At 69.7% G+C, this 20484-nt stretch carries 20 protein-coding genes and 1 tRNA gene; 7 read left to right on the forward strand and 14 right to left on the reverse strand.

Features of this window, described 5'->3' with window-relative positions:
- Window positions 1-3: 3 nt before the first annotated feature.
- Entirely contained in the window at window positions 4-1683 is a 1680-nt protein-coding gene (locus ACIA6T_RS27785; protein ID WP_399449211.1) for a sodium:solute symporter family protein, read from the reverse strand.
- A gap of 176 nt (window positions 1684-1859) precedes the next feature.
- Between ACIA6T_RS27785 and galT the strand changes: the two genes are divergently transcribed.
- Genes galT through galK form a run of 3 tightly spaced genes read left to right on the forward strand, consistent with a single transcriptional unit; the run spans window position 1860 to window position 5099 of the window.
- Window positions 1860-2921, forward strand: coding sequence for a galactose-1-phosphate uridylyltransferase (galT, locus tag ACIA6T_RS27790; protein WP_399449212.1), 1062 nt, complete (start codon window positions 1860-1862; stop codon window positions 2919-2921).
- Window positions 2918-3898, forward strand: a complete 981-nt coding sequence (galE, locus tag ACIA6T_RS27795; protein WP_399449213.1) for a UDP-glucose 4-epimerase GalE — start codon at window positions 2918-2920, stop codon at window positions 3896-3898. Before galT ends, galE begins: the two co-directional genes overlap by 4 nt.
- A gap of 28 nt (window positions 3899-3926) precedes the next feature.
- Window positions 3927-5099 carry a galactokinase gene (gene galK / locus ACIA6T_RS27800; RefSeq protein WP_399449214.1) on the forward strand — a complete coding sequence of 391 codons (1173 nt, stop codon included), beginning with the start codon at window positions 3927-3929 and terminating at the stop codon, window positions 5097-5099.
- A 3-nt stretch (window positions 5100-5102) separates the two neighbouring features.
- Here galK and ACIA6T_RS27805 read toward each other — a convergent pair whose 3' ends face one another.
- Window positions 5103-5543 carry a GNAT family N-acetyltransferase gene (locus ACIA6T_RS27805; protein ID WP_399449215.1) on the reverse strand — a complete coding sequence of 147 codons (441 nt, stop codon included), beginning with the start codon at window positions 5541-5543 and terminating at the stop codon, window positions 5103-5105.
- 301 nt (window positions 5544-5844) lie between these two features.
- On the opposite strand from ACIA6T_RS27805, the gene ACIA6T_RS27810 reads away from it, so the two are divergent.
- Complete coding sequence (locus ACIA6T_RS27810; RefSeq protein WP_399449216.1) at window positions 5845-6612, forward strand: LuxR C-terminal-related transcriptional regulator; 768 nt, start codon at window positions 5845-5847, stop codon at window positions 6610-6612.
- Here ACIA6T_RS27810 and tamR read toward each other — a convergent pair.
- Window positions 6571-7068: a MarR family transcriptional regulator TamR gene (tamR, locus tag ACIA6T_RS27815; protein WP_399449218.1), complete on the reverse strand. Its 498-nt coding sequence runs from the start codon at window positions 7066-7068 to the stop codon at window positions 6571-6573. The two genes, ACIA6T_RS27810 and tamR, sit on opposite strands and share 42 nt — an antisense overlap.
- A gap of 114 nt (window positions 7069-7182) precedes the next feature.
- Between tamR and ACIA6T_RS27820 the strand changes: the two genes are divergently transcribed.
- Complete coding sequence (locus ACIA6T_RS27820) at window positions 7183-8013, forward strand: trans-aconitate 2-methyltransferase (protein ID WP_399449219.1); 831 nt, start codon at window positions 7183-7185, stop codon at window positions 8011-8013.
- Here the strand turns inward: ACIA6T_RS27820 and ACIA6T_RS27825 are convergent.
- The 4 genes from ACIA6T_RS27825 to ACIA6T_RS27840 are packed head-to-tail and all read right to left on the reverse strand — an operon-like array spanning window position 7988 to window position 10213.
- On the reverse strand, window positions 7988-8236 hold the full coding sequence (locus tag ACIA6T_RS27825) for a type II toxin-antitoxin system RelE/ParE family toxin (RefSeq protein WP_399449220.1): 249 nt from the start codon (window positions 8234-8236) through the stop codon (window positions 7988-7990). The genes ACIA6T_RS27820 and ACIA6T_RS27825 overlap by 26 nt on opposite strands.
- Complete coding sequence (locus ACIA6T_RS27830) at window positions 8233-8484, reverse strand: type II toxin-antitoxin system Phd/YefM family antitoxin (protein ID WP_399449221.1); 252 nt, start codon at window positions 8482-8484, stop codon at window positions 8233-8235. The genes ACIA6T_RS27825 and ACIA6T_RS27830 overlap by 4 nt, the downstream gene beginning before the upstream one ends.
- Before the next feature lie 41 nt (window positions 8485-8525).
- Window positions 8526-9203 carry a TetR/AcrR family transcriptional regulator gene (locus ACIA6T_RS27835; RefSeq protein ID WP_399449222.1) on the reverse strand — a complete coding sequence of 226 codons (678 nt, stop codon included), beginning with the start codon at window positions 9201-9203 and terminating at the stop codon, window positions 8526-8528.
- On the reverse strand, window positions 9200-10213 hold the full coding sequence (locus tag ACIA6T_RS27840) for an acyl-CoA desaturase (RefSeq protein ID WP_399449223.1): 1014 nt from the start codon (window positions 10211-10213) through the stop codon (window positions 9200-9202). Before ACIA6T_RS27840 ends, ACIA6T_RS27835 begins: the two co-directional genes overlap by 4 nt.
- A gap of 291 nt (window positions 10214-10504) precedes the next feature.
- On the opposite strand from ACIA6T_RS27840, the gene ppc reads away from it, so the two are divergent.
- Entirely contained in the window at window positions 10505-13237 is a 2733-nt protein-coding gene (gene ppc, locus ACIA6T_RS27845; protein ID WP_399449224.1) for a phosphoenolpyruvate carboxylase, read from the forward strand.
- 71 nt (window positions 13238-13308) lie between these two features.
- On the opposite strand, the gene ACIA6T_RS27850 is transcribed toward ppc, so the two are convergent.
- The 7 genes from ACIA6T_RS27850 to ACIA6T_RS27880 all read right to left on the reverse strand — a co-directional run bounded on the left by ACIA6T_RS27850 (window position 13309) and on the right by ACIA6T_RS27880 (window position 18974).
- Complete coding sequence (locus ACIA6T_RS27850; protein WP_399449225.1) at window positions 13309-13794, reverse strand: hypothetical protein; 486 nt, start codon at window positions 13792-13794, stop codon at window positions 13309-13311.
- A 110-nt stretch (window positions 13795-13904) separates the two neighbouring features.
- Entirely contained in the window at window positions 13905-14507 is a 603-nt protein-coding gene (pth, locus tag ACIA6T_RS27855; RefSeq protein WP_399449226.1) for an aminoacyl-tRNA hydrolase, read from the reverse strand.
- Between the two features lie 72 nt (window positions 14508-14579).
- The gene (locus ACIA6T_RS27860; RefSeq protein WP_399449227.1) at window positions 14580-15173 is read right to left on the reverse strand and encodes a 50S ribosomal protein L25/general stress protein Ctc; all 594 of its coding nucleotides are present in this window, start codon (window positions 15171-15173) and stop codon (window positions 14580-14582) included.
- Window positions 15174-15390: 217 nt separating this feature from the next.
- Window positions 15391-16371: a ribose-phosphate diphosphokinase gene (locus ACIA6T_RS27865; protein ID WP_385050226.1), complete on the reverse strand. Its 981-nt coding sequence runs from the start codon at window positions 16369-16371 to the stop codon at window positions 15391-15393.
- A gap of 88 nt (window positions 16372-16459) precedes the next feature.
- The gene (gene glmU, locus ACIA6T_RS27870) at window positions 16460-17905 is read right to left on the reverse strand and encodes a bifunctional UDP-N-acetylglucosamine diphosphorylase/glucosamine-1-phosphate N-acetyltransferase GlmU (protein ID WP_399449228.1); all 1446 of its coding nucleotides are present in this window, start codon (window positions 17903-17905) and stop codon (window positions 16460-16462) included.
- Between the two features lie 114 nt (window positions 17906-18019).
- A tRNA-Gln gene (locus tag ACIA6T_RS27875) sits at window positions 18020-18092 on the reverse strand.
- Window positions 18093-18107: 15 nt separating this feature from the next.
- Entirely contained in the window at window positions 18108-18974 is an 867-nt protein-coding gene (locus ACIA6T_RS27880; protein ID WP_399449229.1) for a hypothetical protein, read from the reverse strand.
- Between the two features lie 161 nt (window positions 18975-19135).
- Here ACIA6T_RS27880 and ACIA6T_RS27885 point away from each other — a divergent pair, with 161 nt between their 5' ends.
- Window positions 19136-20446, forward strand: coding sequence for a sensor histidine kinase (locus ACIA6T_RS27885; protein ID WP_399449230.1), 1311 nt, complete (start codon window positions 19136-19138; stop codon window positions 20444-20446).
- Window positions 20447-20484: the final 38 nt, after the last annotated feature.

A 20484-nucleotide genomic window follows, 5' to 3' on the forward strand; every position in this document is an offset into this window, starting at 1 on the left:
CGGTCAGAACGAGAACGGGATGTAGCAGGCGGCAGCCAGGATCACCGCACCCCAGCCCAGCAACGCCGGCTTCCGGTACCACGCGTCGTCGCCCTCCGCGGGCGGCTCCGCCATGCCCGGGGAGCGCGTGCCGTAGACCAGTCCCTCGAGTTCCTCCGCCGGCTTGGGCGCGGTGAAGAGGGACACGGCGACCATGACCACCGCGCCCGCGACGAAGCCGGCGATCGCGGAGACGAAGTTGGCGCCCTGGTCGGTGGGGATGTCGATGATGCCCTGCTTGTAGATCCAGAAGTAGTTCACCATCGCGGCGGTGGTGCCGGCGAGCAGGCCCCAGAAGCCGGACTTCATGGACGCCCGCTTCCAGAACATGCCGATGATGAAGACCACGAACATCGGCACGTTGAAGAAGGAGAACAGCGTCTGCAGGTAGCTCATGATGTTGGAGAAGGAGCTGGCCAGGAACGCCGTGCCGATGGAGGCGAGGACGCCGATCGCGGTGATCAGGCGGCCGAAGCGGACGTAGTACGCGTCCTCGCGGTGCTTCACCACGTACTTCGCCCAGATGTCGGTGGTGAAGACGGTGTTGAAGGAGGAGACGTTGGCGGCCATGCCGGCCATGAACGCGGCCAGCAGGCCGGTGACGGCGATGCCCAGGACTCCGTTGGGCAGGAGCTGCTGCATCAGGTACGGGATCGCGTCGTTGTACTGCAGGTCCGAGTCGGCCGTGCCGATCGCGGGGACCATCACGGCGGCGACCAGGCCCGGGATCATCACCAGGAACACGATGAAGATCTTCGGGAACGCGGCGATGAGCGGGGTGCGCTGGGCCGCCGAGAGGTTCTTGGCGGACAGCGCGCGCTGCACCTCGGCGAAGTTCGTCGTCCAGTAGCCGAAGGAGAGGACGAAGCCGAGGCCGAGGACGATGGTCAGCCAGTTGGCGCCGAGCGGGTTGTCGCTGCCGATGCCGGTGCCGCCCCAGGCGGTCATGAAGTCGTCGCCGCGCGCCTCGGTGAGGGAGTCGGACAGGCCGTCCCAGCCGCCCACGCTCTTCAGGCCGAGCACCGTGATCGGGATGAGCGCGGCGAGGATGACGAAGAACTGCAGGACCTCGTTGTAGATCGCCGAGGACAGGCCGCCGAGGGTGATGTAGGCCAAAACAAAGAAGCCGGCGACGACGATCGCCACCCACTGCGGCCAGCCGAGGAGGGCCTCGACGACGATCGCGAGGGCGTAGAGGTTGACGCCGGCGATCAGGATGGCCGCGGCCGCGAAGAGGATCGAGCTGAGCAGGTGGGCCGCCCTGTCGAAGCGCAGCAGCAGGAACTCGGGGACCGAGCGGACCTTGCTGCCGTAGTAGAACGGCATCATCACCAGGCCCAGGAAGACCATCGCGGGGATGGCGCCGATCCAGTACCAGTGGGTCGTGTAGACGCCGTACTGGGCACTGTTGGCCGCCATGCCGAGGATCTCGGTGGCGCCGAGGTTGGCCGCGATGAAGGCCAGGCCGGTGACCCAGGCGGGCAGGGAGCGGCCGGAGAGGAAGAAGTCGAGGCTGGTCTTGACCGAGCGGCGGGCGGCGAGGCCGATGCCCAGCACGACGACGAAGTAGATCCCGAGGATCGTGTAGTCCAGCCAGTTGGTGGGGAGTCGAAGCTCTGCGGCTAGGTATGTGGGGGTTTGCATACACACTCGCTTCGTTCGCGAACTGATCCGGCGCGGAACCTATGCCTCCGTGTTCAGCGACTGAACACTTCCCATGGCGTTCTTTGTTTGATCGTGATGAACAGGGCTTGCTGGTGAGTTGTGATGTGTTATGTTTGATTGTGTTGAGTGATTGGCGGGTGCAGAGGAGTGCGGCAGTGAAGAAGACCTCGACCCGGCTGGCCGACGGCCGCGAGCTCATCTACTACGACCTGGCCGACGACACCGTCCGCGACGCCGCCGACCGCCGTCCGCTGGACGCCACCGTCACCACGTCCGGGATCCGCCGCGACGCGCTGCTGGGCGACTCCGTCGCCATCGCCTCGCACCGCCAGGGGCGTACGTACCACCCGCCGGCCGACGAGTGCCCGCTGTGCCCCTCCGAGGGCGACCGGCTGAGCGAGATCCCGGACTCGTCGTACGACGTGGTCGTCTTCGAGAACCGTTTCCCCTCGCTGGCCGGGGACTCGGGCCGGTGCGAGGTCGTCTGCTTCACCTCCGACCACAACTCCTCCTTCGCCGGTCTGAGCGAGCGGCAGACGCGACTGGTGCTCGACGCCTGGACCGACCGGACCTCCGAGCTGTCGCATCTGCCCTCCGTCGAACAGGTCTTCTGCTTCGAGAACCGGGGGGCCGAGATCGGCGTCACCCTCCAGCACCCGCACGGGCAGATCTACGCCTACCCCTTCACCACCCCCCGCACCGCCCTGATGCTGCGCCAAGTGGCCGCACACAAGGAGGCGACGGGCGGCGAGAACCTGTTCGACGCCGTGCTGGAGCGGGAACGGGCCGACGAGCGGATCGTCCTTGAGGGTGAACACTGGGTGGCCTTCGTGCCGTACGCGGCGCACTGGCCCTACGAGGTCCACCTCTACCCCAAGCACCGGGTGCCCGACCTGCTCGCACTGGACGAGGCGGCGCGCACAGAGTTCCCCCAGGTGTATCTGGAACTCTTGAAGCGCTTCGACCGGATCTTCGGGGAGGGCGAGCCTCCGACGCCGTACATCGCGGCCTGGCACCAGGCCCCGTTCGGCGCGCTGGAGGAGTTCGACGGCGTCACGCGTGACGACTTCGCGCTCCACCTCGAGCTTTTCACCATCCGCCGTACGTCCGGCAAGCTGAAGTTCCTCGCGGGTTCCGAGTCCGGCATGAACGTGTTCATCAACGACGTGCCGCCGGAGCGCGCGGCCGAGCGACTGCGAGAGGTAGCGAGTTCATGAGCGGGAAGTACCTGGTCACCGGGGGTGCGGGGTATGTCGGCAGTGTCGTCGCCCAGCATCTGATCGAGGCCGGTCACGAGGTCGTCGTCCTCGACAACCTCTCCACCGGCTTCCGGGAGGGCGTTCCCGCGGGCGCGTCGTTCATCGAGGGCGACATCCGCGACGCCGCCAAATGGCTGGACCCGTCGTTCGACGGCGTGCTGCACTTCGCCGCCTCCTCACAGGTCGGCGAGTCGGTGGTGAAGCCGGAGAAGTACTGGGACAACAACGTCGGCGGCACCATGGCGCTGCTCGCCGCGATGCGCGAGGCGGGCGTGCGCCGGCTGGTGTTCTCCTCCACGGCGGCGACGTACGGCGAGCCCGAGCAGGTCCCGATCGTCGAGACCGCGCCGACCAGCCCCACCAACCCCTACGGCGCCTCGAAGCTCGCCGTCGACCACATGATCACCGGCGAGGCGGCCGCCCACGGACTGGGCGCGGTCTCCCTGCGCTACTTCAACGTGGCCGGCGCCTACGGGCGGTACGGCGAGCGGCACGACCCCGAGTCGCACCTCATCCCGCTCGTGCTCCAGGTCGCCCAGGGCCGGCGCGACGCGATCTCCGTCTACGGCGACGACTACCCGACGCCCGACGGCACCTGCGTACGCGACTACATCCACGTCGCCGACCTGGCCGAGGCCCACCTGCTCGCGCTGCGGGCCGCCGCGCCCGGCGAGCACCTGATCTGCAACCTCGGCAACGGCAACGGCTTCTCCGTCCGCGAGGTCGTCGAGACGGTCCGTCAGGTCACCGGCCACCCGATCCCCGAGGTCGTGGCACCCCGCCGGGACGGCGACCCGGCGGTCCTGGTGGCGTCGGCCGCCACCGCCCGCGAGAAGCTGGGCTGGAACCCGTCGCGCGCCGACCTCGCGGGAATCGTCGCGGACGCGTGGGAGTTCGCGCAGCAGCGCGCCAAGCAGGCCGAACAGGCCAAGTAGAACGTCACGAAGGGGCAGGGGTCAGGGCATGAGCGAGTCCAGCGGGGCCGTCGCGGGGTCCGTCGCCGAGCGGTTCGAGGAGCTGTACGGGTCCGCACCGGACGGAGTGTGGGCGGCACCGGGCCGGGTCAACCTCATCGGCGAGCACACCGACTACAACGACGGCTTCGTCATGCCTTTCGCCCTGCCGCACACCGCGGTCGCGGCGGTGTCCCGGCGCGACGACGGCGTCCTGCGGCTGCACTCCGCCGACGTGGACGGCCCGGTCGTGGAACTGACGGTCGACGCCCTGGCCCCCGAGTCCGACAAGCGGTGGACCGCCTACCCGGCGGGCGTGGTGTGGGCGCTGCGCGAGGCCGGACACACCGTCACCGGCGCGGACGTCCACCTCGCCTCGACGGTCCCGGCGGGTGCGGGCCTGTCGTCCTCGGCCGCCCTGGAGGTCGTGGTCGCGCTCGCGCTGAACGACCTGTTCGGCCTCGGTCTGCGCGGCTGGCAGCTGGCCCGCCTGTCCCAGCGCGCCGAGAACGTCTACGTCGGCGCCCCCGTCGGCATCATGGACCAGACGGCCTCCGCCTGCTGCGAGACCGGCCACGCCCTGTTCCTCGACACCCGTGACCTCTCCCAGCGCCAGATCCCCTTCGACCTGGCCGCCGAGGGCATGCGCCTGCTCGTCGTCGACACCCAGGTCAAGCACAGCCACAGCGAGGGCGAGTACGGCAAGCGCCGCGCCGGCTGCGAGAAGGGCGCGGCCCTGCTGGGCGTCGACGCGCTGCGGGACCTGCCGTACGAGGAACTGGAGACGGCGCTTCAGCGGCTCGGCGACGAGGAGGAGGTCCGCCGGCTGGTCCGCCACGTGGTGACGGAGGACGCACGGGTCGAACGGGTCGTCTCCCTGCTGGAGTCGGGCGACACCCGGGCCATCGGCCCCGTCCTGGTCGAGGGCCACGCCTCCCTGCGCGACGACTTCCGCGTCTCCTGCCCCGAACTCGACCTGGTGGTGGAGACCGCCGTCACCTCCGGCGCCCTCGGCGCCCGCATGACCGGCGGCGGCTTCGGCGGCTCGGCCATCGTCCTGGCGGAGGAGGCCGACGTCCCGACGATCACCAAGGCGGTGGAGGAGGCCTTCGCGGCGGCCGGCTTCACCGCCCCCCGCGTCTTCGAGGCGGTCCCGGCGGCGGGCGCGCGGCGGCTGCGCTGAGTCTCAGCCCAGCCGCTTCGTCAGGGTGTACTCCGTGATCCCCGGCGGGTAGTCGGGGATCACGCACACCACCTCGTAGCCGTGCTTCCGGTAGAAGGCCGGGGCCTGGAAGTCCCAGGTCTCCACGCGGGAGGCCGTGCAGGCGCGGCCGGTGGCGAGGCGTTCCGCCTCCGTCAGCAGGCGGGAGCCCAGGCCCGCTCCCCGGTGGCGGGCGTCGACCCACAGGTAGGTCACGTGCAGCCAGGCGGTCCAGGTGTGGCCGACCAGACCGCCCGCGAGATCACCGTTCGCGTCCGATGCCCACACGTGCAAAGGCGTCTCACGTTCGGCCGGGGTTCCGCGCAGGGCGCGCAGGACCGGTGAGGCCGCCGTATTGGTGTCCTTCAGCCGCTTGTGGAGCAGATCACGTCGGGCTCTGTCGACTTCTGTCTCAAGACGAAACATGCGGCTCACCATAAACGCGTAAGGCCGCCAGTTCTGCAAATAACCTTCCGCTCCCGGCCCCCGCCCGTACTCTGATGAACAGCGCCGGTGGGGGCCGGCGCCGTTCAGGGGGCGAGACAGTCGGGTACGGCGTCCGAGGTGGGGCGGCGGTTGTCGCGCGGCGGCGGCCGTGCGGCCGCGGCGGCCCGTCCCACGTCCGGTGAGTGGGGTGACAGGGCCTCGGCGTCGTACCCGCGCCGGTGTCGTCCTCCGACGACGGGGTAGTCCCCTGCTCCGAGGGGAGCTTGGGGAAGGGGGTTTCGTGGTTCGCGTTCGAGTCCTGGTCGTCGACGACCATCGCATCTTCGCCGAGTCACTGGCCGCGGCCCTGGCCGCGGAGCCGGACGTCGACGTGTCCGCGGCGGGCAGCGGCCCGGCCGCGCTGCGCTGTCTGGAGCGGGCGGCCGCCGAGGGGCGGCGGTTCGACGTGCTGCTCGTCGACGCCGACCTGGGCGGCAAGGTGCCGGGCGGCCGGCCGGCCGTACCCGTGCAGGCCGGTGACGAGGACGGGCTCGTCGACGGGATATCGCTGGTCACCGGGGTGCGTTCGGCGCAGCCGCAGGTACGGATCGTCGTCCTCGCCGAGAAGGACGACCCGGCCCGGGCCGCGCTCGCCCTCCAGGCGGGAGCCTCCGGATGGGTGGCCAAGGACTGCTCGCTGAACCGGCTGCTCACCGTCATACGGGGGGTGCTGCGCGACGAGACGCATCTGCCGCCCGCGCTGCTCACCGGCGTGCTGAGGGAGTTGACCGCCGCCCGGCGGCACCGCACGGAGAGCGAACGGCTCGTGGAGTCCCTGACCCCGCGCGAGCGGGAGGTGCTGCGGTGCATGGTCGCGGGGCTGGGGCGCAAGGCGGTCGCCGAGCGCCTGTATCTGTCCCCGCACACCGTACGGACCCATATGCAGAACGTCCTCGGGAAGTTGGGCGTGCACTCCACCCTCGCCGCGGTGGCCCTCGCCCGGCGGGCGGGTGTCGGACCCGCCGACCTAACCGGGAATGTTGTCGAACGGGGCGGTCAACTGGCGTAGCAGCCCGGCCAGTTCGCTGCGCTGGGCGTGGGTGAGCTCCCCGAGGATCGCCCGCTCCTGCGCCAGCAGTCCGGCCAGTGCCTGGTCGGCGCGGTCACGGCCCTCGTCCGTGAGCCGGACCAGGACACCGCGCCGGTCACTGGGGTCGGGCAGCCGCTCCACCAGGCCCTTCTTGGTGAGGCGGTCGATGCGGTTGGTCATCGTGCCCGACGTGACCAGCGTCTGTGTGAGGAGCTGGCCCGGCGAGAGCTGGTACGGGGTGCCCGCGCGGCGCAGCGCGGTCAGGACGTCGAACTCCCAGGACTCCAGGCCGTGCTCGGTGAAGGCGAGCCGGCGTGCCCGGTCCAGGTGCCGGGCCAGTCTGCTCACCCGGCTGAGCACCTCGAGCGGTTCCACGTCGAGGTCCGGGCGCTCCCGGCGCCACGCTGCGACCAGCCGATCGACCTCGTCCTCCATGGTGATCAGTGTAGTGGTTGTGTCGATGTGAAGTCTCTTGATATCGAGTCTCTTGACGTCGAGATGAGTGACGGGTGACGCTGGGTACCCGTCCGTCGGTCATCGGGAGGCCCCATGTCCGCAGCGACCCCTGTCTGGGACCCGGCCCAGTACCTGCGTCACGCCGGTCACCGCGCCCGGCCCTTCACCGACCTGCTCGCCCGCGTCCCGGACCTCCCGGGGGACCCGCCCCGCATCGCCGACCTCGGCTGCGGCGCAGGCAACGTCACCGCCCTGCTCGCCGACCGCTGGCCCGCCGCCCGCGTCACCGGCTACGACAACTCGCCCGAGATGCTCGACAGGGCCCGCGCCGACCACGGGGGCGGCAGCCTCGGCTTCGCCCACGCCGACGTCCGTACCTGGGCGCCGGACGGGGCGTACGGCCTGATCGTCAGCAACGCCACGCTGCAGTGGGTTCCGGGGCATGCGGAGCGGTTCCGGGACTGGATCGCCGGGCTCACCCCCGGCGGCACCTTCGCCTTCCAGGTGCCCGGCAACTTCGACGCCCCCAGCCATGTACTGATGCGCGAACTGGCCGCCTCCCCGCGCTGGCGGGCCCGCCTGGCCGGCGTCCTGCGCCACGACGGCGCCGTACTCCGCCCCGAGGCCTACCTGGAGCGGCTGACCGCCCTCGGCTGCACGACCGACGCCTGGGAGACGACGTACGTCCACCTGCTGACCGGGGAGGACCCGGTCCTCGACTGGGTCGGGGGCACGGGCCTGCGTCCCGTCCTGACGGCTCTGGCGGACGATCCCGAGGCGCGGGAAGCGTTCGTCGCCGAGTACCGCACCGCCCTGCGGACCGCCTGTCCGACCGGCCCGCACGGCACTCCGTTCCCGTTCCGCCGCGTCTTCGCGGTCGCCGTCAAGGGGAGCTGGCTCAGGGCGTGCGACCCAGGTGGGTGACGAGGATGTGGATTACGTCGTCGTCGATGACGTAGAGCACGCGGTAGTCGCCGACACGCAATCGGCGGGCTGTCGGTCCGTAGGCGACGGAGCCGGCGGGGCGGGGCTCTTTCGCGAGGGTGTCGACGGCTTCGTAGACAGCGGCCAGCCCGGCCGGGTCGTCGCGGAGAAACCGTACGGCCGCGTCGGTGGCTTTCGGCTCCCAGATGATGCGATAGGTCACGGGCGCAGCCCCAGCATGCGTCCGACCTCTTCGTGCGGGATGCCCTCGCCGAGGGTGCCCGCAGCCTTGCGGCGCTCGTGGTCGGCGAGCGCCAGGGCGTCTTCCAGATCCTCTATGACCTGCGGCGACACGAGCAGCGCGGCCACGTGCCCGTGATCCGTGAGCGCGATGGTCTCGCGGCTGTGGGCTGCGCGACGGACGAGGTCGCCGAGCTGGGCACGGGCTGCGCTGATCGTGATCTCAGTCATGCGCACATGATTGCACAAGATTAATCCAGTGCGTCGTTGATTCAGCTCTTCCGGTGACCTATCAGCCGAGGCTTCGGCTCCAGGCCGTCCAGGCCGTGCCAGGCCAGGTTGACCAGGTGGGCCGCCACCTCCGCCTTCTTCGGCTTGCGGACGTCCAGCCACCACTGGCCCGTCAGCGCCACCATCCCGACCAGGGCCTGCGCGTACAGCGGGGCCAGCTTGGGGTCGAAGCCGCGGCTCTTGAACTCGCGGCCCAGGATGTCCTCCACCTGGGTGGCGATGTCCGAGATCAGCGAGGCGAAGGAGCCCGTCGACTGGGGGATGGGGGAGTCGCGGACCAGGATGCGGAAACCGTCCGTGTACTCCTCGATGTAGTCGAGGAGCGCGAACGCCGCCTGCTCGCACAGTTCGCGGGGATGGCCGGCCGTCAGCGAGCTGGTCACCATGTCCAGCAGGCGCCGCATCTCGCGGTCCACCACCACCGCGTACAGGCCCTCCTTGCCGCCGAAGTGCTCGTACACCACCGGCTTGGAGACCCCGGCCTTCGCCGCGATCTCCTCCACCGACGTGCCTTCGAAGCCCTTCGCCGCGAACAGGGTGCGGCCGATCTCCAGCAGCTGCTGGCGGCGCTCCGCACCGGTCATCCGGGTGCGGCGGACGCGCCGCGGTTTCTCGTTGCTCGGGGTGTTGCTGGAGTCGGTCGCCACGACGACCATCATGCCGCCTCGACGGGTTCCTTCCCGCGCCGGGCGCTGCCTTCCGGGGAGTTACGGCGCGAATCGATACGCGAGCGTGACGGCCACCGCACGTCGGAGGCCCAGCCCAGCTGCTCGAACCAGCGGATCAGCCGGGCGGAGGAGTCGAGCTGCCCGCGCTCCACACCGTGCCGCGCGGACGTCGGGTCGGCGTGGTGCAGGTTGTGCCAGGACTCACCGCAGGACAGGACCGCCAGCCACCACACGTTGCCCGAACGGTCCCGCGACTTGAACGGACGCTTGCCGACCGCGTGGCAGATCGAGTTGATCGACCACGTCACGTGGTGCAGCAGCGCCACCCGGACGAGCGACCCCCAGAAGAAGCCGGTGAACGCGCCCCACCAGGACATGGTGACCAGCCCGCCGATCAGCGCGGGCAGCGCCAGCGACAGCGCCGTCCAGAGGACGAACTGCCGGGAGATCGCCCGCAGGGTCCTGTCCTTGACCAGGTCCGGCGCGTACTTTTCCTGCGGTGTCTGCTCCTCGTCGAACATCCAGCCGATGTGCGCCCACCACAGGCCCTTCATCAGCGCCGGGACCGTCTCCCCGTACCGCCACGGCGAATGCGGGTCGCCCTCCGCGTCGGAGAACTTGTGGTGCTTGCGGTGGTCGGCCACCCACCGCACCAGCGGGCCCTCCACCGCCATCGACCCGGCGATCGCCAGCGCGATCTTCAACGGCCGCTTCGCCTTGAACGAACCGTGCGTGAAGTGGCGGTGGAAACCGATGGTGATGCCGTGGCAGCCGAGGTAGTAGAAGAAGACCAGCAGACCGAGGTCCAGCCAGCTCACCCCCCACCCCCACGCCAGCGGCACCGCCGCCACCAGCGCCAGGAAGGGGACGGTGATGAAGAGCAGCAGCGTGATCTGCTCGATGGAGCGCTTGCGCTCACCGCCCAGCGTGGCGGAGTGCGCGGCGTCGTCGGACTCGGGTTGTTTCGGAGCTTCGTGCAGCACGTCGGAGCCTGAGGTCATGCGTGTCCCCTGTGGGGTATGTGGACTGAGGGTGGGTGCCGGGCCGTCGGAAACGCACCGCGTTCCTACGCTTCCGTAACCTACGGCAACGTAAGTATGGCAGTGCGTAGCCCGTCGGCAAGAGCCCGTCGGCCTGCGCGTCCGGACCGACACCTATCCTTGAAGTCGGTCGGACAGCGCGGTCCGCTCTGATTTCTTCCCGGACGTCCGGCCCGCAAGCGGCGCACGCCGCGCGAGACGCCGTCCGGGTTCCCTCCCAGACGAGCTTCAACACTGCAAGGAGCCGCACCTGTGAGCAGTGCCGACGACCAGACCACCACGACGAGCAGCGAGCTGCGTGCCGACATCCGCCGACTGGGTGATCTCCTGGGCGAGACCCTGGTACGGCAGGAGGGCCCGGAGCTGCTCGACCTCGTCGAGAAGGTGCGCCGACTCACCCGTGAGGACGGCGAGGCCGCCGCCGAGCTGCTGCGGGGCACCGAACTGCAGACCGCGGCCAAGCTGGTCCGCGCGTTCTCCACCTACTTCCACCTCGCCAACGTCACCGAGCAGGTGCACCGCGGCCGCGAACTGCGCGCCCGCCGCGCCGCCGAGGGCGGACTGCTCTCCCGCACCGCCGACCGCCTCAAGGACGCCGACCCCGAGCACCTGCGCGAGACGGTCCGCAACCTCAACATCCGGCCCGTCTTCACCGCCCACCCCACCGAGGCCGCCCGCCGCTCCGTCCTCAACAAGCTCCGCCGGATCGCCGCCCTCCTCGACACCCCGGTCATCGCCTCCGACCGGCGCCGCCTGGACACCCGGCTCGCCGAGAACATCGACCTCGTCTGGCAGACCGACGAACTGCGCGTGGTCCGCCCCGAGCCCGCCGACGAGGCCCGCAACGCCATCTACTACCTCGACGAGTTGCACGCCGGCGCGGTCGGCGACGTCCTGGAGGACCTCACGGCGGAGCTGGAGCGCGTCGGCGTCCACCTCCCCGACGACACCCGCCCCCTCACCTTCGGCACCTGGATCGGCGGCGACCGCGACGGCAACCCCAACGTCACCCCCCAGGTCACCTGGGACGTCCTCATCCTCCAGCACGAGCACGGCATCAACGACGCCCTGGAGATGATCGACGAACTGCGCGGCTTCCTCTCCAACTCCATCCGCTACGCGGGTGCGACGGAGGAGCTGCTCGCCTCCCTCCAGGCCGACCTCGGCGCCCTGCCCGAGATCAGCCCCCGCTACAAGCGGCTCAACGCCGAGGAGCCCTACCGGCTCAAGGCCACCTGCATCCGGCAGAAGCTGGAGAACACCAAGCTCCGCCTCGCCAAGGGCACCGCCCACGAGCCCGGCCGCGACTACCTCGGCACCGGCGAACTCCTCGCCGACCTGCGGATCATCCAGGCATCCCTGCGCGAACACCGCGGCGGCCTCTTCGCCGACGGCCGCCTCGCCCGTACGATCCGCACGCTGGCCGCCTTCGGCCTCCAGCTCGCCACCATGGACGTACGCGAACACGCCGACGCCCACCACCACGCCCTCGGCCAGCTCTTCGACCGGCTCGGCGAGGAGTCGTGGCGCTACGCCGACATGCCCCGCGAGTACCGCTCCAAGCTCCTCGCCAAGGAGCTCAGGTCACGCCGCCCGCTCGCCCCCACCCCGGCGCCCGTCGACGCCGCGGGGGAGAAGACCCTCGGCGTGTTCCAGACCGTCAGGCGGGCCCTGGAGGTGTTCGGACCCGAGGTCGTCGAGTCGTACATCATCTCCATGTGCCAGGGCGCCGACGACGTCTTCGCCGCCGCCGTGCTGGCGCGCGAGGCCGGACTGATCGACCTGCACGCCGGCTGGGCGAAGATCGGCATCGTGCCCCTCCTGGAGACCACCGACGAGCTCAAGGCCGCCGACACCATCCTCGAGGACATGCTCGCCGACCCCTCCTACCGGCGCCTCGTCGCGCTGCGCGGGGACGTCCAGGAGGTCATGCTCGGCTACTCCGACTCCTCCAAGTTCGGCGGCATCACCACCAGCCAGTGGGAGATCCACCGGGCGCAGCGGCGCCTGCGCGACGTCGCCCACCGCTACGGCGTACGGCTGCGGCTCTTCCACGGCCGCGGCGGCACCGTCGGCCGCGGCGGCGGCCCCACCCACGACGCCATCCTCGCCCAGCCCTGGGGCACCCTCGAAGGCGAGATCAAGGTCACCGAACAGGGCGAGGTCATCTCCGACAAGTACCTCATCCCGGCCCTCGCCCGCGAGAACCTGGAACTGTCCGTCGCGGCCACCCTCCAGGCGTCCGCCCTGCACACCGCGCCCCGCCAGTCCGACGAGGCCCTCGCCCGCTGGGACGCCGCCATGGACGTCGTCTCCGACGCCGCCCACACGGCCTACCGCAGGCTCGTCGAGGACCCCGACCTGCCGACGTACTTCCTGGCCTCCACGCCGGTCGACCAGCTCGCCGACCTGCACCTGGGCTCGCGGCCCTCCCGCCGCCCCGGCTCGGGCGTCTCGCTCGACGGACTGCGCGCCATCCCGTGGGTGTTCGGCTGGACCCAGTCCCGGCAGATCGTCCCCGGCTGGTACGGCGTCGGCTCCGGCCTCAAGGCCCTGCGCGAGGCCGGCCTGGACACCGTCCTGGACGAGATGCACCAGCAGTGGCACTTCTTCCGCAACTTCATCTCCAACGTGGAGATGACCCTCGCCAAGACCGACCTGCGCATCGCCCAGCACTACGTCGACACCCTCGTCCCCGACGAGCTCAAGCACGTCTTCGACGCCATCAAGGCCGAGCACGAGCTCACCGTCGCCGAGGTCCTGCGCGTCACCGGCGAACAGGAACTCCTGGACGCCGACCCGGTCCTCAAGCAGACCTTCACCATCCGCGACGCCTACCTGGACCCGATCTCCTACCTCCAGGTGGCCCTCCTCAAGCGCCAGCGCGACGCCGCCGGCGCCGACGAGAAGCCCGACCCGCTGCTCGCCCGCGCCCTGCTGCTCACCGTCAACGGTGTCGCGGCCGGCCTGCGCAACACCGGCTGACCCGCCGGAAAGAAGGGGTGCCCCCGGCCTCGTACGGCCGGGGGCACCCCTTTGTCCTGTACGGATCCGTCCTACACGGCAAGGAAAGCCGCCGTCAGCAGCACCGTCCCCGACAGCGCCAGCACCCACGCCGCCCGCGTCCGCAGCAGACCGCCCGCCACGACGACCGACGTCAGCAGCAGCGCGCCGCCCAGCGGAACCCACGCGTAGAGAACCCCGGCGGGACCCGCACGCACGGCGTCCGTACCGCCCGGCTTCAGCACCACCGTGTACGTCCGCCCCTTCTCCACGGCCACCGAGTTCTCCAGCACGACCTCCGCACGCGGCTGCGACCCCTGCGACAGCGGCGTGTACGGCCCCGTACACGTCTTCGCGCCGCACCGCGTCACCTCCACCGTGCCGCGCTCACGCCCCTTCGTCAGCATCGCGTGCTGCGCCGTACCCCACGACGCCCACACACCCGCGATCAGGATCAGCGCGGCGACCGTGCCCATCGCCGCGAACCGGCCGAACCGCAGGGCGGAGGAGCCACGGGAGGAGCGGGCAGCGGGAGACATGGCCGAGATCCTTGGCCATGACCTTGCGGTCGGTCAACTCCGGGCGGGCTCCGGCGGACTCCAGCAGGCTCCGGAGGGGAGACAAGTCCACCGATGTACCCATCGGCGCCTCACGAGTTGTACGTGCCCTGCGCCCGCTCCAGTCCCTCGATCACCAGACACTCCACCGCGTCCGCCGCCCGGTCCACGAGGTAGTCCAGCTCCTTGCGCTCCGCCGACGAGAAGTCCTTCAGCACGAAGTCCGCCACCTGCATCCGCCCCGGCGGCCGCCCGATCCCGAACCGCGCCCGGTGGTACTCCCGCCCGAACGCCTTCGTCAGCGACTTCAGCCCGTTGTGACCGTTGTCCCCGCCCCCCAGCTTCAGCCGCAGCGTCCCGTAATCGATGTCCAGCTCGTCATGGACCGCGACCACCCGCTCCACCGGCACCTTGTAGAACTCCCGCAGCGCGTTCACCGGCCCGCCCGACAGGTTCATGTACGACATCGGCTTCGCCAGGACCACCCGCCGGTTCGCCGGACCCGGCGGACCGATCCGGCCCTCCACGACCTGCGCCTGAGCCTTGCCGGCCCGCTTGAACCGGCCCCCCATCCGCTCCGCCAGCAGATCCGCCACCATGAACCCCACGTTGTGACGGTTCATCGCGTACTCGGGCCCCGGATTGCCCAGCCCCGCGATCAGCCACGGGGCACCGGCATCGGTCGTCACCTGCATGTCTCCCTCGATACGCGCCAGCCGCTGCCCCCGAAGGGAAGCAGCGGCTGACGAAAACGGCGTCGGTGCGGATCAGGCCTCGGCGGCGGCCTCGGCGGCCTCCTCGCCCTCCGCGGCCTCCTCCGCCTGCGCGGCCAGCACCTGGATGACGACCGCGTCCTCGTCGACGGCCAGCTTGGCGCCCTTCGGGAGGGTGATGTCCTTGGCGAGGATGGAGGAACCGGCCGCCAGGCCCTCGACGGACACCGTGACGGACTCGGGGATGTGGGTGGCCTCGGCCTCGACCGTCAGGGTGTTCAGCACGTGCTCCAGCAGGTTGCCGCCCGCGGCCAGCTCGCCCTCGGTGAGGACCGGGATCTCCACCGTGACGGTCTCGCCGCGCTGCACCAGCTGCAGGTCGACGTGCTCCAGGAAGCCCTTGATCGGGTCACGCTGCACCGACTTCGGGATCGCCAGCTCGTTCGTCTTGCCGTCGATGTCCAGCGCGATCAGCACGTTCGGCGTACGCAGCGCGAGCAGCAGCTCGTGGCCCGGAAGGGTCAGGTGCAGCGGGTCCGAACCGTGCCCGTACAGCACACCCGGAACCTTGTTGTCACGGCGGATACGGCGCGCGGCACCCTTGCCGAACTCGGTGCGCGTCGCGGCGGAGATCTTCACCTCGGACATAATCACTCCTCGAAGTCAGAAACGGACGTGGTCACCCGGCCACGAACGGCCTGCTACGAAGAGCGCGTCGATAACGGAGAGCCGAACCCGCCTCGTGAAAAGCGGAACGGCCTCCCTCGCCGAGCAACTCAAGCAGTCTACTCGGACCAGGAGGCCGCACCCAAAACGATCACCGGAAGACCCTGTGCAGAACCCTTACTGCACGGATCGCACGGGACTACTGCTCGTCGAACAGACTCGTCACCGAACCGTCCTGGAACACCTCACGCGCCGCACGCGCGATCGTCGGCGCGATCGACAGCACCTTGATCTTGTCCAGGGACTCGCTCAGCTCACCCGGCGTCGGCAGCGTGTTCGTGAACACGAACTCACTCACCCGCGAGTTCTTCAGCCGGTCCGCCGCCGGACCCGACAGCACACCGTGCGTCGCCGTCACGATCACGTCCTCCGCACCGTGCGCGAACAACGCGTCCGCCGCGGCGCAGATCGTGCCACCCGTGTCGATCATGTCGTCCACCAGGACGCAGATGCGCCCCTTCACGTCACCCACGACCTCGTGCACCGTGACCTGGTTCGCCACGTCCTTGTCCCGGCGCTTGTGCACGATCGCCAGCGGCGCACCCAGCCGGTCGCACCAACGGTCCGCCACCCGCACCCGGCCCGCGTCCGGAGACACCACCGTCAGCTTCGAACGGTCCACCTTCGCGCCCACGTAGTCCGCGAGGAGCGGCAGCGCGAAGAGATGGTCGACGGGCCCGTCGAAGAAACCCTGGATCTGGTCCGTGTGCAGATCCACGGCCAGCAGCCGGTCCGCGCCCGCCGTCTTCATCAGGTCCGCGATCAGACGCGCCGAAATCGGTTCACGACCCCGGTGCTTCTTGTCCTGCCGCGCGTAACCGTAGAACGGCACGATCACCGTGATGGACCTGGCCGACGCACGCTTCAACGCGTCGATCATGATCAACTGCTCCATGATCCACTTGTTGATCGGAGCGGTGTGGCTCTGGATCAGGAAACAGTCGGCACCACGAGCCGACTCCTGATACCGCACATAGATCTCACCGTTGGCGAAGTCGAAAGCCTTCGTCGGGACGACCCCGACCTCCAGCTGTTGGGCGACCTCCTCGGCAAGCTCGGGGTGGGCGCGGCCGGAGAAGAACATCATCTTCTTCTCGCCGGTCGTCTTGATCCCGGTCACAGCACAATCTCCTCAGAGGTGTCGCAGCTGATGGCGGTGCGGAAGTGCACTTATCACGGTACGCCCTGTTCGAGAGGGCCGAATCCGGTCAGTCCTCGGCGGCCGGCTCCCGCGAAGCCGCCTCCGCCGCCTTCGCGGCAGCACTCCCCGGACGCTTACGAGCCACCCAACCCTCGATATTCCGCTGCTGGCCACGGGCCACGGCCAGCGAACCCGGCGGCACATCCTTCGTGATCACCGACCCGGCAGCCGTGTAAGCGCCGTCCCCGACCGTGACAGGCGCCACAAACATGTTGTCCGAACCCGTCCTGCAGTGCGACCCGACCGTCGTGTGATGTTTGTCCTGCCCGTCGTAATTGACGAACACACTCGCCGCACCGATGTTCGAAAACTCGCCGATCGTCGCATCCCCCACATACGACAGATGCGGAACCTTCGACCCCTCACCGATCGACGCGTTCTTCGTCTCCACGTACGTACCGATCTTCGCCCCGCGCGCCAGCCGCGACCCCGGACGCAGATACGCGTACGGACCCACACTCGCCTCGGGACCCACCTCCGAACCCACCGCCACCGTGTTGTCCACCCGCGCCCCCGCACCCACACGGGTGTCCGTCAACCGCGAGTTCGGCCCCACCTCACACCCCTCGGCGAGATGCGTCACCCCGTGCAACTGCGTCCCCGGGTGAACCACCACGTCCTGCTCGAACGTCACCGCCACATCGACCCACGTCGTCGCCGGATCGACCACCGTGACACCCGACAGCATGGCGGCCGTCAGCAGACGGTCGTTGAGGATCCGCCGCGCCTCCGAAAGCTGCACCCGGTTGTTGATCCCCGCGATCTCCCGGTGATCCCCCGCCACCGACGCACCCACCCGGTGCCCCGCCTCACGCAGGATCCCGAGCACGTCCGTCAGATACTCCTCACCCTGACTGTTGTCCGTCCGCACCCTCTTCAACGCGTCCGCCAGCAACGCCCCGTCGAACGCGAACACACCCGAGTTGATCTCCCGGACCGCCCGCTGCGCCTCCGACGCGTCCTTGTGCTCCACGATCGCCGTGACCGCACCACTGTCGTCCCGCACGATCCGCCCGTAACCGGTCGCGTCCGGCACCTCGGCCGTCAGCACCGTCACCGCGTTGCCGTCGGCGGTGTGCGCGGCCGACAACCGCCGCAGCGTCCCACCGGTCAGCAACGGGGTGTCACCACACACGACGACCACGGTCCCGTCCACGGAACCACCCAGCTCCTCCAGCCCCATCCGCACGGCATGACCCGTACCGTTCTGCTCCGCCTGCACGGCGGTACGCACCTGAGGGGCGACCTCGGCGAGATGCGCGGTCACCTCCTCACGGGCGTGACCCACGACGACGACCAGATGCTCCGGCTGGAGCTCACCGGCCGCGGCGAGCACATGACCCACCAGGGAACGACCACAGATGTCGTGCAGGACCTTCGGTGTGGCCGACTTCATACGGGTGCCCTCACCCGCTGCGAGAACGACGACGGCTGCCGGGCGACTGGTGCTCACGGGATGCCCTTCGGCTGTGATGGGGGAGGGGGTGACATCCGCAGGATACCGGGGGTGTTTGTGGGGGACATGAGAGCGGGCCCTGACTGTGCAGTCAGGGCCCGAACCGAGCAGCTCCGCCAGCTGGATTCGAACCAGCACTACAGGGCTTCAAAGGCCCGCGGGCTACCAGTTACCCCATGGCGGATGGCTGCGTCAGACCTTACCCGAGACGTGCTGGAGCTTGGGCCACCATCCCTCTCCACCATCCTTCGATCTGGCGGTACAGCTCAGCCCCTCGGGACACGCGGATTACGAGGCATCCTCGGTAGCTCTCACCAACGTTCTTGCGAACGGTTTTGGGGTTGTGCTTCTTGATCGTCGTTTTCTGGAACGTGGAGACGTCGACATCAACCAGGTTGGCCCAGTAGCGCTTGGCTCCCTCTACGTCCGCCGTCATGTGGATCATCACGCGGTACTGCAGGCGCTCGCGTTCAACGCCAAGAAGGCGCAGCCAGGCCAAGTAGAGCTGGATTACCCCCGGGTCACTGTTGACGAAGATGACATTCTCCCGTCGGGCGTAGGGCTTGTCCTTCGTGCCTTCGGCCCAGTAGAGGGCGACGCCGGTCATGAACAGGTCCCGGTCCGACATCTCGCCGATCTCCTGCGCCGCCTTGCTCTTGGTCCGCTGTCGTTCCTCGTCCCGGATGGCCAACTCGTGCTCCCAGCGCTTTCGGGCCGCCAGCTTCGCCTGCTCTGTCGGGTCGCGTCGCTCCGGCTTCGGCAGATCCCGTACCCACAGCGAGATCGAGCTCTTCGAGCAGCCCAGCTCGACCTGGATCCGGTCGTACGTCCAGCCCTGGAGTCGGAGCTCCCTCGCCTTCTCCCGTAGGTCGTCCTTCGCTCGCGGGCGTTTCGTCCAGGCCGGCGGGGGCTCCCCCTTCACCAGTTGGTTGAGGATGTCGTTGTTGTAGATCTTCAGCTCGTCGCGGATCTGGCGGAGGCTGTGGCCCGCCCGTCGCAGGGCGACCGCCTGTTCCCGCAACCTCTCGAAGTCGTCGTATGTGCCGGGTGCATGTGTCACACGCATACCGTCCGGGCGGAATGGTCGGTTCCCCCCTCGAACGGTGTCCGATTCAGCAGTTCGAGGGATTTCGGGCCGTACCGCGTCCGAACGGTCACCCCGTGTGGTGTGGTCCGGACGTGGAAACTCGCCGGAAAAGCGGAGCTTCCCGCCCGTAGGCTGGACGCATGACCGCGACGGGGGAAGAGCTGGTGGCGGCCCGGGGAGGGCCATGGTGGTGGGACAGGCGGCGTAGTGCCGTGCTGGATGTGGGTCTCGCGGTGGTGTCCGCGCTGGAGTGCGGGCTGGAGGGGGTGCCGTTCGCGCGGGAGGCGGGGGTTCCGGCGGCCGTGGGGGTCGTGTTCGGTGTGCTGGCCGGTTCCGTGCTGTTGGTGCGGAGGCGGTGGCCGATCGCGGTGGTGCTGGTGGCGATCGCGGTGACGCCGGCCGCGATGGGTTTCCTGATGGGCGTCGTCGGTCTGTACTCGCTGGCCGCGTCCGAGGTGCCGCGGCGGATCATCGCGTCGCTGGCCGGGATGCAGTCGGTGGGTGTGCTCATCGTGATGTTCGTGCGGATGCGGCAGAACCTGGCGCGGGGGGAGCTGGACGTCGGGGACTGGATCGTGCCGTTCGCGTCGATCACGATGGCGATCGGGGTGACGGCGCCGCCGTTGTTGCTGGGGCTGTACGTGGGGGCGCGGCGGCGGTTGATGGAGAGTCTGCGGGAGCGGGCGGACAGTCTGGAGCGGGAGCTCCAGTTGCTCGCGGAGCGGGCCGAGGAGCGGGCGGAGTGGGCGCGGGGCGAGGAGCGGACGCGGATCGCGCGTGAGATGCATGACGTGGTGGCGCACCGGGTGAGTCTGATGGTGGTGCATGCGGCGGCGTTGCAGGCGGTGGCGCGGAAGGATCCGGAGAAGGCCGTGAGGAACGCCGCTCTGGTGGGGGACATGGGGCGGCAGGCGTTGACGGAGTTGCGGGAGATGCTCGGGGTGCTGCGCTCGGGTGGGGGCGGGGAGCGGCGGCGGGAGCGGGCGTCGGTGCCGTTGGCGGCGGTGGGGGTGGCCGCGGCGGCTGCCGCGTCCCGTGCGGTGGAGGAGGGGGAGGGGCCGTGTCTGTCGGAGATCGAGGAGTTGGTGGGGCAGTCGGCGGCTGCGGGGATGGTGGTCGATCTGTCGGTGGAGGGGGAGTCGCGGTCGTGTGCGCGGGAGGTGGAGTCGACGGCGTACCGGGTGGTGCAGGAGGCGTTGACGAACGTGCACAAGCATGCGGCGGGTGCGAAGGCGTATGTGCGTCTGGCGTACCGGGTGTCGGAGATCGCGATGCAGGTGGAGAACGAGCCGCCGCCGGATGCGGGGGCGGGGGCGTCGGCGGGGTTGCCGTCGGGGGGGAACGGTCTGGTGGGGATGAAGGAGCGGGTGTCGGCGTTGGGTGGGGTGTTCGTGTCGGGGCCGACGGATGCGGGGGGTTTTCGGGTGTCGGCGGTGATTCCGGCGTCGTAGTCCGGTCGTCGTCCGGTTGTCGTTCGGCCGTCGTCCGG

Source organism: Streptomyces sp. NPDC051740 (assembly GCF_044453165.1).
GTDB lineage: Bacteria > Actinomycetota > Actinomycetes > Streptomycetales > Streptomycetaceae > Streptomyces > Streptomyces atrovirens.

Bases quoted from the DNA above. Each gene is read 5' to 3' on its own strand.
- ACIA6T_RS27830 (WP_399449221.1), bottom strand. From the start codon at position 8,484: ATGACTGAGATCACGATCAGCGCAGCCCGTGCCCAGCTCGGCGACCTC.
- ACIA6T_RS27785 (WP_399449211.1), bottom strand. From the start codon at position 1,683: ATGCAAACCCCCACATACCTAGCCGCAGAGCTTCGACTCCCCACCAAC.
- ACIA6T_RS27885 (WP_399449230.1), top strand. From the start codon at position 19,136: ATGACCGCGACGGGGGAAGAGCTGGTGGCGGCCCGGGGAGGGCCATGG.
- ACIA6T_RS27820 (WP_399449219.1), top strand. From the start codon at position 7,183: ATGTCCGCAGCGACCCCTGTCTGGGACCCGGCCCAGTACCTGCGTCAC.
- ACIA6T_RS27840 (WP_399449223.1), bottom strand. From the start codon at position 10,213: ATGACCTCAGGCTCCGACGTGCTGCACGAAGCTCCGAAACAACCCGAG.
- galK (WP_399449214.1), top strand. From the start codon at position 3,927: ATGAGCGAGTCCAGCGGGGCCGTCGCGGGGTCCGTCGCCGAGCGGTTC.
- tamR (WP_399449218.1), bottom strand. From the start codon at position 7,068: ATGGAGGACGAGGTCGATCGGCTGGTCGCAGCGTGGCGCCGGGAGCGC.
- ACIA6T_RS27850 (WP_399449225.1), bottom strand. From the start codon at position 13,794: ATGTCTCCCGCTGCCCGCTCCTCCCGTGGCTCCTCCGCCCTGCGGTTC.
- pth (WP_399449226.1), bottom strand. From the start codon at position 14,507: ATGCAGGTGACGACCGATGCCGGTGCCCCGTGGCTGATCGCGGGGCTG.
- ACIA6T_RS27805 (WP_399449215.1), bottom strand. From the start codon at position 5,543: ATGTTTCGTCTTGAGACAGAAGTCGACAGAGCCCGACGTGATCTGCTC.
- galE (WP_399449213.1), top strand. From the start codon at position 2,918: ATGAGCGGGAAGTACCTGGTCACCGGGGGTGCGGGGTATGTCGGCAGT.
- ACIA6T_RS27860 (WP_399449227.1), bottom strand. From the start codon at position 15,173: ATGTCCGAGGTGAAGATCTCCGCCGCGACGCGCACCGAGTTCGGCAAG.
- ACIA6T_RS27880 (WP_399449229.1), bottom strand. From the start codon at position 18,974: ATGCGTGTGACACATGCACCCGGCACATACGACGACTTCGAGAGGTTG.
- ACIA6T_RS27835 (WP_399449222.1), bottom strand. From the start codon at position 9,203: ATGATGGTCGTCGTGGCGACCGACTCCAGCAACACCCCGAGCAACGAG.